The following is a 7,719-nucleotide window of genomic DNA, read 5'->3' as shown; positions in this document are numbered from 1 at the left end:
ACCGAACCCGGAACGGTTCACATAGCCGTGCGGTTCCGTCGGTGCTGGCGGTGGCGACGGTTCTGCTGTTGGGGCTGAATGCCACCGAGTACACCGCGTTGGTGTGTCCGGTGAGGGTGGTGCGGGCCTTGCCGGTGGTCGCGTCCCACAGCCGCGCGGTTCCGTCGCTGCTGGCGGTGGCGAGGGTTTTGCCGTCGGGGCTGAACGTCACTGAATTCACCTGCCCGGTGTGTCCGGTGAGGGTGGTGCGGGTCTTGCCGGTGGCCGCGTCCCACAGCCGCACGGTCTGGTCGAAGCTGCTGGTGGCGAGGGTGAGGCCGTCGCGGCTGAACGCCACGGAGCTCACCCTTTGGGTATGACCGGACATGCGTCGATGCAGCGGGAGGGTTGCGGCGCTTCGGATGCTTTCGGTGGCTTCGGGAGTGGGGCTGGTGCGGTATGCCTGGACGGCCAGCAGGGAGGCGAGTTCGGGGTTCGTGTAGATCAGGTTGCTGGACGTGGCGGCGAGCACCCGCGACAGGGCCGCCTCACGTTCCTCCACAGCTGCCCTCCATTGCCATACAGTCCCGCCCACCGCGATGAGTGCCAGGACCAGCAGCCCGGCAAGCCCCCTGGTGCGGCGTTTGCTCCGCCGGATCACGGCCTGCTGCCGTTCCTTGCTTGCCGTGAGGAACGCCCGTATGCCGCCGGGGAGGCCGCGTTGCCGGGACCAGTCGAGTCCCTCTGCCAGTGCTGTTCCCGCCAGAAGGTCTCCCGGGTCCTTCTTCGCTGCCCAGCTGGCTCGTCGTGCCCATGCGCGGTCGAGCCATTCGTGGAAGCGGTGGTCCTGGCTCACCCACTCCCGCAGAGTGCCCCAGTCCCGGATGAGCGCGTCGTGGATCAGCTCGGCCACTGGCCGCCCAGGAGGCTCGGCCGGGCGCTGGGTGGTGATGATGCGGTGGCGCGTGAGGGCGGCGATGACCTCGTCGACGGCTTGGTTGTCCTCGGGACCGGCCGCCAGGTCGCGGAGTTCGTCCAGTGGGACCTGTGCACGCGTGGGGGGAATGCGGTGGACGGGGTCGGCCGGCCGGACCAGGGAGGTCAGGATGCGCCGGGCGATGGGCCGGTGCCCGTCGGGCAGCTGGTTGAGCGCGGTTTCGCACCACGTGGTCAGGCTTCCGCCTACCGCCCCGATGCGCCGGTAGGCCTCGTGCGTGAGGTAGCCGTCCTGGCGCCGCTGCCACAGCTGGCTGAGCGCCAGCTCCAGCATCGACAGCACCGTGGCCGGTGCCTGGCGGGTCGTGGTGCCCTCGGGGCTGGTGGCCAGGACATCCGCGAGCATCTGCTCGGGCAGCCCGGGCTGGAAGTGAAGTCCCACGTCCCGGGCCGGCAGGGTGATGATGTCGCGCAGGTCCTCCGGGCTCAGCGTGCCCGGCATGTTGAGGAGACCCGGCATGGCTGCTTCGAGCAGGCCGGGCGCTTGCGCGGCCAGTTGCGGATAGAAGTCGTCGCGCATGATCAGGATCACGGAGAGATCGGCTGCGGATTCGGCCGCCGTCTGGAGCTGGCCCGCGACGGCCGAACGGTCCCCTCCATCCCCCTCGGCCGGCTCGGTGAGGAGCTCCTCGAACTGGTCGACGACTAGCAGGACCCGCTCGTGGGAGTCCTCCGCCCGGAGCCTGCGGGTGACCGCGGCCGCTATTCCGTCGGCGGCAGCCCCGGGCAGGCCCGCGCGCTCGATCTCGGCCAGCAGGTCATGTCTCGGCCGCGCGATCACCGGCAGCCACCGGTCGCTGCCCGGCAGCTCGCCCACCGCCAGTGCCCGCAGCACACCCGCCTGGATCAGGGACGACTTGCCCGAGCCGGACGGGCCGAGCAGCAGCGTCAGTCTGCGATGCCCGGACAGGCCGGTCACGACCTGGCGCACCGCGTCCTTGCGGCCCTCGAACCACTGAGCGTGGTCCGCGGTGAACGACTCCAGCCCCCGGTATGGGCACACCTCCTGCTCGGCCAGCGCCGGCAGGATCTCCCGCAGGACCTGCGTCGGAGTGACGTACGCGATGCCCTGGCCCCGCTGGTGCCTGTCGGGGGCCGTGATCTCGGTGATCATGCCGATGACCAGGCCCGTCACCTCGTCCAGGACGGGTGCGCCGCTGAAGCCGGTGGTGAGGTCGTTGGCGTCGGTCAGCTGGAGGTGTGAGCTCCTGTTCTCGGTGGCCGGCAGTAGCCCGCCGGCCTCGCCGTGGCCGTAGTGGCCGTCCGGCGGGGCCTGGGCGGGAAACCCGAACGAGCGGACCGGGTGGCCTCGGCAGCCGGCCGCCGAGCCCAACGGAAGTGCCGGCACGCCTGCCGGGAGAGTGGCCAGGCGGACGAAGGCCACGTCCTCTCCCTCTTGCGCACGCCACGCGTCCCCGCACAGGACCTGTCCTTCCACCCGGGGCGCGCCTGCGAGGTGGGGGAAGGCCAGGTGCAGGCTCGTCCCGGGGCCGCCTCCCGCTGCCTGGACGACATGCGCACAGGTTGCCAGGAGCCCCTCGGCCACCAGAAAGCCTGCTCCGGCCACCGTGCCGTCGGGGTCGAGGACCTGGGCGACGGCCGAGGGCAAGCTGTTGTCGGCGCCGTTCATCGGCTCAGCCCGGGCGCGTCCACGTCATGGTCACCTTCAGGTGGCAGTTGGCCTGGGTCTTGGTGATCACCGCGCCGGCCTCGACCGCCAGGTCGACGCCGAACTCGACGGCGATCTCGTCCGGGCCGGCCTTGCGGAGCTGGTCAAGGGTGGCGCGGGCCGCCAGGGTGACCGGTTCCAGGGCTCCTTGGAGGCTCACCGGCAGGTCGTGCACGGCGTTGCCCAGGCGCCCGGCCTGTACGGGGCCGGTGAGTGCGGCCGAGCCTTCGACCAGAATGTAGCCCCCGCCCTCCAACGGGATCCGAGCCAGCGGTGCCATCACGCCTCCCGGGACCGGCGAGCTGGAACGGTGCCGTGCCCCGACCGCTTACTGGAGGCTGGACAGGCCACGGACTCCGACGGCGACGGGGTCTTCGCGGGCGCGGGTACGTCGTAGTCGGAGAAGTCGGCGCTGCCCCGCTCGCCGCCCTGGCTGCCCTCTACGCGCAGCAGACGCGGCTCGCCTTCCTTGGCGACGTAGTACGTGCTCCGGTCGGCCCCGGAAGGGCTGGTAGCCGTGATCGCCGGGGTGCCCTCGACCTCGGCTTTCCCGCCCTTCGTCACGCTCTCGGTGACCGGCTCCGACGCGTACCCGCGCTGGAAGCCGGACAGGTCGCAGATGTCGCTGAACTCCCACAGGATGGCGTTCTCGGCCTTGCCGTGTAGCCAGCGGCCGTTGATCAGGGCCATCGCGTCCTCCCCTGCCGTTCCGGGGGCCTGGCATTCAGGAACGCAGCGTCCGGCTTCAACACACTTCCCGACCTCGCTTCACGATGTCCGCCCGGCCGGCGTTGCCAGGTAGCGCGACGCCGCCCGCGCAGTTGCCGTCCACGTGGAAGCCGAAGTCCAAGGTGGTGCCCGCAGGGTCCTCGACTCGCGCCAGCACGCGAACGGAGCGGTCGTCGTGCAGCCCTCCCCGCCCTTGTCCACGACGCCTCGGCCGTCTCGTCCTCGATGCCGTTCCCCTGCGGGACGGCGAGGCCCACCGCCACCTCTGCGAACCCGGACATCGCCTCACCTCCGACGGGGACGGGCCACACGATCAGACTAGGCCGGGGCAGCGGAACCTGCAGGTCCGGCCCGGCCGGGAGGGCGGATAGGGCGGCGCCTTTCGCGGCCCTATCCGCCCCGGTCAGCTTCTCGAGTGTCATGGGCTCCTCGCCCTGGAATTCGGGCAGGCGAGGGTTTCGCCTACGGCGACTGTGCGACATCCCTGCGGGCCAACGGCGTGGGGTGCGGTTCGTTTCGAGTGAAGCTCGCGATCAAGCGGTGAGGGTGTAGTTCCGTTGGTCAGGGGTGGGGTAGAGGCGCTCGTGCTCGCGGGCGAGGTGGTAGCGCCAGTAGGCGTCGAGGTCGCCGTTGGAGACGAGGGTGCGGAGCGGCCCGTGGCGGTGAACCAGCCCGCCAGGCCGGGGCGCGGATCGCCATGCACCCGGACCGTGGATGTCAGGAGCTGCGCGGGGCTACCAGGCCGGATTCGTAAGCGAGGACCACGAGTTGGGCCCGGTCGCGGGCGTTGAGCTTGGTCATGGCCCGGTTGATGTGGGTCTTCGCCGTCATCGGGGTGATCACCATGCGGCCCGCGATTTCATCGTTGGACAGGCCCTGCGCGACCAGGGCGACGGCCTCGCGCTCGCGGCTGGTCAGCTCTTCCAGCCCCGCTCCGGTGCCGATGGTGAGCGGCTGGCCGACGTACCTGTTGATCAGCTTGCGGGTGATCGACGGGGCCAGCAGGGCGTCGCCGCGCGCCGCGACGCGTACGGCGTGCAGGAAGTCGTCCGGCACGATGTCCTTGACGAGGAATCCGGCGGCGCCCGCGCGCAGCGCGTTGAAGACGTATTCGTCCAAGCCGTAGTTGGTCAGGATGACGACGTGCACTCCGGCCAGGGCCGGGTCGGCGGCGATGCGCCGGGTCGCCTCGATGCCGTCGAGGACCGGCATCTGGATGTCGATGAGAGCGACGTCGGGCAGGTGCTCCCTGGCCAGGTCCAGGCCCTCCTTCCCGTTGGCGGCCTCGGCCACCACCTCGATGTCGTCTTCGAGGTCGAGGAGCGCACGGAACCCGCTGCGAATGAGCGGCTGGTCGTCGACCAGCAGGACACGGATCATGACGTCTGGTTCACGGGGAGTTCGGCCTGGACGGTGAAGCCGCCCTCATCGCGCGGTTCCGCGCGCAGACGGCCGCCGAGCGCGGTGACTCGTTCACGCATGCCCAGCAGCCCGAGGCCGGGTGTCGGGGCGGTGCCCGACGTCGCCTTGCCGTCGTCATCGACGCGTATGGCGAGGGCGTCCGGACGGATGTCGATCCGCACCGACGCCGTGGCGGCGTCCGAGTGACGGGCGATGTTGGTGAGCGACTCCTGAACGATCCGGTAGACGGTCCGGTCCACCGCGGCCGGCACGTCGTGCCGCTGGCCCCCGATCGTCAGTTTCGCGTCCAGGCCGATGGCACGGGCCCGTTCCACCAGTTCCGGGACGTCGTCGAGCCCGCGCGGCGGGGTCGTGTCGTCGTCGCGCAGCGCCTCCAGCGTCGCACGCAGCTCACGGGCCGCCTCACGTCCGGCCTCCTGGATCGCCAGCAGGGCCGGCGGCACCTCCTCGCCGCGCCTGCGAGCCACGTGCACGGCGACTTCGGCCTGCACCTTGATGACCGAGATCTGGTGCGTGAGCGAATCGTGCAGCTCCCGCGCGATGCGCAGCCGTTCCTCGTCGGCGCGGCGCCGCGCGGTCTCCTCCCGGGTGCGCTCGGCCTCGTCCGCCCGCCGCTCGGCCTGCCGCAGCGCCTCGCCCGCGGCGCCGGCCGCGATCAGCCAGGCCAGCTCCAAGGCGCCCCGGGCCTGCGCAAACGCCTCGCCCGTGTCGTGCAGGCCCGAGGCCAGGGCCGCGAGCGGGAGCGTGGCCAGCATGGCCACGCTCGCCGCCACCGTGACAGCGCGGTGTCCCGCCCGCACGGCCGCGTACACGGCGAACAGGTACGCGACGACAGGCACATCGAAACCGGCCGCCTGGTACCCCACCGCACACAGCCCGGTAACGGCCAGGACGGCAACCGGAGCCCGGCGGCGCGCGGCCAGCGCCAAACCGCCGGCCGTCAGCAGCACGTACCCGAGCACGTCGAGGCCCGTGGCGGCACGCTGCCCGGACAGCCCCGTGACCAGCAGCGCCGCCGCCACGCCGACAGCGATCACCAAGTCCCCGACACGCGCCCGGACACCGGGCTCACCTGTACTCATGCGCGCACCCTAGCTGGCGGCCGCCACGGGCGAGTCCCCCTCATGGACGAGCGGCCGACTACCGCACACGCAGTACCTGCGCGCCTCCTGCGCCGTCCGCGGCAGCCGGATGCCGCATCGGCGGCAGTACGAAGTGTCTGCATCCGCGGGACGACCGAGGGCGGGTCCGGCAGACATGCTCGGTCGGCACCCAGTCGAAGGAAAAGAAGGAGCACCACGATGTTGTCTGTTCGTCGCCTGCCTGCCGCCGCTACGGCCGCCCTCCTCGGAGGCATCGGACTTGCCACCCCGGCGGCCGCATACACCTCGGTCCAGCCCGCCGCCGCCGGCTTCTACGACTTCAGCCTCGGGCGTCTCGGGGCCACCACGGGCGCGCTGCTGGGACTCGCCGGCCTGGTCATCGCCGGGCTGGCGCTGACCCGCCCCACCGGCCGTCTCGGCGCCGCCAACGGATCACTCGGAGCCATGGTGGCCGTAGTGGCGGGGCTGATCAGCACGGCCCTCGGCGGGCTGGTCGCGGCCACCGCCGAAGGTGGTCTCGGCACCGGCAACGGGCTGGGCGGGGCCTACGTGGCCATGCTGGTCGGGCTGATCGGCACGGCCCTCGGTGGACTGGCTCTGACCCGCTCCCGCCGCACCGGCCGACCGCAGCGGACATGAGCGCGCCTCGACGGCCACCGCCGGAACCGCTACGTGGACCGCGCCCATTCCAGATCCGCCCGCGGCGTCGCCGTCAGCGGACAGCCCGGGCTCAGCACCCGCTCGCAGGGCTCCAGGGGGTGTTCGTACAGCGATAGATCCTGCCGCCCGGCGGCATCGACACCGAGCCGGCCGACCACGGACTCGGACGCTCTCGCGGCGGGCTGACCACCAAGCTCCACCTCGCGGTCGAGCAGGGACAGAAGCCCATGCCCCTCGTCATCACTCCCGGTCAGCGCGGGGACTCACCCCAGTTCGAACCGGTCCGGGAGAACATCCGGGTGCCTCGCCTCGGCCTGGGGCGCCCGCGCAAGCGCCCGGACAGAGTCCGCGCCGACAAGGCGTACGGCTCCCGGAAGAACCGCGCCTACCTGCGCGGACGCGGGATCCGATGCACGATTCCGGAGAAGAAGGACCAGATCCGCAACCGCAAGAAACTCGGCTCCCGCGGCGGTCGTCCACCGGCGTTCGACAAAATCGACTACCGCGAGCGCCACGCAGTGGAATGCGGGATCAATCGCATCAAGCACCACCGAGCCGTGGCCACGAGACACGAGACACGAGACACGACAAGCTTGCCGTCCGCTATGAAGCAACGGTGCTGGTCGCGGCCATCAACGAGTGGCTGTGACCAGCTACCCGGACCGTGAGCGGGTGGGCCTCAGGAAGACATCGCTGCGCGCTCGGCCGCGCTGCGCAGAACGCAGAATTCATTGCCTTCAGGGTCGGCAAGGACGGCCCAGCCGGCACCATCGGGTTCCCGGCGATCGGCGACGAGGGTGGCACCGAGGTTCAGCAGTCGCTCGACCTCCTCTTCGCGCGAGGTCTCGGGGCGCAGGCACAGGTGGATCCGGTTCTTGATCGTCTTCGGTTCTGGCACCTGGTTGAAGTACAGCTGCGGGCCCTCCGGCAGGGTCACCTCAGTCTCCACGTCACCCGGCTTGCTCTCTGGATGCAGCGGACAACCGAGCGCCTCGCTCCAGAACCGAGCCAACTCATAGGCATCCACACAGTCGACCGCCACGTTCTGCACCACCGAAACCATGCACGAGATCCTGCCTGGAGCTCCGCTCGGTCCGCAAATTGCGGCCAGACCGCACCAGCACTTTCGCAACAGGCCCTTTAGCCTTGATCCACCGACGT

The 7,719-nt window shown here is 70.9% G+C and carries 7 protein-coding genes and 1 pseudogene; 2 read left to right on the top strand and 6 right to left on the bottom strand.

Annotation, left to right across the window (positions count from 1 at the left end; all coding sequences use genetic code 11):
- The 5 genes from J7F03_RS39870 to J7F03_RS39850 form a co-directional block, all read right to left on the bottom strand.
- Window positions 1-2,605, bottom strand: a 2,605-nt coding sequence (locus tag J7F03_RS39870; RefSeq protein ID WP_214958111.1) for a trypsin-like peptidase domain-containing protein, incomplete at its 3' end; no start/stop codon positions are given.
- Between the two features lie 4 nt (window positions 2,606-2,609).
- Window positions 2,610-2,924: a CU044_2847 family protein gene (locus J7F03_RS39865; protein WP_214958110.1), complete on the bottom strand. Its 315-nt coding sequence runs from the start codon at window positions 2,922-2,924 to the stop codon at window positions 2,610-2,612.
- Window positions 2,924-3,334: a hypothetical protein gene (locus J7F03_RS39860; protein WP_214958109.1), complete on the bottom strand. Its 411-nt coding sequence runs from the start codon at window positions 3,332-3,334 to the stop codon at window positions 2,924-2,926. Before J7F03_RS39860 ends, J7F03_RS39865 begins: the two co-directional genes overlap by 1 nt.
- Before the next feature lie 756 nt (window positions 3,335-4,090).
- Window positions 4,091-4,753 carry a response regulator transcription factor gene (locus J7F03_RS39855; RefSeq protein WP_214958108.1) on the bottom strand — a complete coding sequence of 221 codons (663 nt, stop codon included), beginning with the start codon at window positions 4,751-4,753 and terminating at the stop codon, window positions 4,091-4,093.
- On the bottom strand, window positions 4,750-5,877 hold the full coding sequence (locus J7F03_RS39850; RefSeq protein ID WP_214958107.1) for a sensor histidine kinase: 1,128 nt from the start codon (window positions 5,875-5,877) through the stop codon (window positions 4,750-4,752). The genes J7F03_RS39855 and J7F03_RS39850 overlap by 4 nt, the downstream gene beginning before the upstream one ends.
- 222 nt (window positions 5,878-6,099) lie before the next feature.
- Between J7F03_RS39850 and J7F03_RS39845 the strand changes: the two genes are divergently transcribed.
- Both J7F03_RS39845 and J7F03_RS39840 read left to right on the top strand, forming a co-directional pair.
- The gene (locus J7F03_RS39845; protein ID WP_214958112.1) at window positions 6,100-6,537 is read left to right on the top strand and encodes a DUF6223 family protein; all 438 of its coding nucleotides are present in this window, start codon (window positions 6,100-6,102) and stop codon (window positions 6,535-6,537) included.
- 173 nt (window positions 6,538-6,710) lie between these two features.
- Window positions 6,711-7,226 (top strand): annotated as a pseudogene (locus tag J7F03_RS39840) (transposase); the annotation flags it as partial.
- An 11-nt stretch (window positions 7,227-7,237) separates the two neighbouring features.
- Here the strand turns inward: J7F03_RS39840 and J7F03_RS39835 are convergent.
- Entirely contained in the window at window positions 7,238-7,621 is a 384-nt protein-coding gene (locus J7F03_RS39835; protein ID WP_214958106.1) for a VOC family protein, read from the bottom strand.
- Window positions 7,622-7,719 lie beyond the last annotated feature (98 nt).

Source organism: Streptomyces sp. ISL-43 (assembly GCF_018614195.1).
Taxonomy (GTDB): domain Bacteria; phylum Actinomycetota; class Actinomycetes; order Streptomycetales; family Streptomycetaceae; genus Streptomyces.
The sequence above is the reverse complement of the archived record's forward strand: the minus strand, read 5'-3'. Positions and strand labels throughout refer to the sequence as shown.

Coding starts and splice junctions, on each gene's coding strand:
- J7F03_RS39865 (WP_214958110.1), bottom strand. CDS start 2,924: ATGGCACCGCTGGCTCGGATCCCGTTGGAGGGCGGGGGCTACATTCTG.
- J7F03_RS39860 (WP_214958109.1), bottom strand. CDS start 3,334: ATGGCCCTGATCAACGGCCGCTGGCTACACGGCAAGGCCGAGAACGCC.
- J7F03_RS39855 (WP_214958108.1), bottom strand. CDS start 4,753: ATGATCCGTGTCCTGCTGGTCGACGACCAGCCGCTCATTCGCAGCGGG.
- J7F03_RS39850 (WP_214958107.1), bottom strand. CDS start 5,877: ATGAGTACAGGTGAGCCCGGTGTCCGGGCGCGTGTCGGGGACTTGGTG.
- J7F03_RS39835 (WP_214958106.1), bottom strand. CDS start 7,621: ATGGTTTCGGTGGTGCAGAACGTGGCGGTCGACTGTGTGGATGCCTAT.